The organism is Mesorhizobium sangaii, assembly GCF_014207355.1.
GTDB classification, from domain to species: domain Bacteria; phylum Pseudomonadota; class Alphaproteobacteria; order Rhizobiales; family Rhizobiaceae; genus Mesorhizobium; species Mesorhizobium sangaii.
Genome location: NZ_JACHEF010000037.1, coordinates 1 through 1,273 on the forward strand (window position 1 = coordinate 1; position 1,273 = coordinate 1,273).

Here is a 1,273-nt window from a genome sequence, read left to right on the forward strand (position 1 = left end):
GTGACCTGCCACTGAGTTTTTCCTCCATCTGAGATTAGAGTCCGGCCCTTGATTGAAGGACGGACTGATGAAGAGAAAGCGGTTCACGGAAGAACAGATCATCGCGGTTCTGCGCGAGCACGAGACGGGTGCGAAGGCGGGCGACCTGGCCCGCAAGCACGGGATCAGCGAGGCGACGTTGTATAACTGGAAGGCGAAGTATGGCGGCATGGACGTGTCCGACGCCAAGCGCCTGAAGGCTCTGGAAGACGAGAATGCGAAGCTGAAGAAGCTGCTTGCCGACCAGATGCTGGAAGCCTCGGCGCTGCGCGAGCTTCTGTCAAAAAAATGGTAGGGCCCGCCGCCAGGCGCGAAGCCGTCGCGCATCTGCAGGCCACGATGGCCCTGTCGGAGCGTCGGGCCTGTTCCTTCGTCGGTGCCGATCGCAAGATGGTCCGCTACCGGTCTCGGCGCCCACCGGAGACGGAGTTGCGCACACGGTTGCGCGACCTTGCTAACGAGCGCCGTCGTTTCGGCTATCGGCGGCTGTTCATCCTGCTCCGGCGCGAGGGTGAGGCATCGGGGGTCAATCGCATCTACCGGCTTTACCGCGAGGAAGGCCTGACGGTGCGCAAGCGCCGGGCAAGGCGGCGAGCGGTCGGTACGCGGGCGCCGATTCTGGTCGAGGCGAAGCCGAATGCGCGCTGGTCGCTGGATTTTGTCCATGACCGGTTCGCCTGCGGCCGACGCTTCCGTGTGCTGAACATCGTCGACGACGTGACGCGCGAATGCCTGGCGGCAGTCCCCGACACGTCGATCTCCGGTCGCCGCGTTGCCCGCGAACTGACGGACCTGGTCGCCCAGCGCGGCAAGCCGGACATGATCGTCTCCGACCACGGGCACCGAGTTCACCTCGAACGCGATCCTCGCCTGGTCGAAGGATCATCAGGTGGAATGGCACTTCATCGCGCCGGGCAAGCCGATGCAGAACGGCTTCTGCGAAAGCTTCAACGGGCGGATGCGGGACGAGTTGCTGAACGAAACCCTGTTCTTCGGCCTCGACCATGCCCGAACAACCATCGCCGAATGGGCAGACGACTACAACCGATCGCGCCCACATTCGGCGCTCGGATACATCACGCCTGCGGCCTATGCCGCCAATCTCACCGCAACGGACGATCGGCTGCGCAACCCCGACCAGCTCCGCCGATCACCCGTTGCTCAACCCGCGCCATACGGCGTAAAACCCGCCGAGGCTCTAACTGCAGCCGGATGAAATTTCAGTGGCAGGTCA

General features: G+C 63.6%; 1 pseudogene. It reads left to right on the forward strand.

The window, feature by feature from the left end:
• Positions 1 to 67: 67 nt before the first annotated feature.
• A pseudogene (locus HNQ71_RS34580) lies at positions 68 to 1,255 on the forward strand (IS3 family transposase).
• Positions 1,256 to 1,273 lie beyond the last annotated feature (18 nt).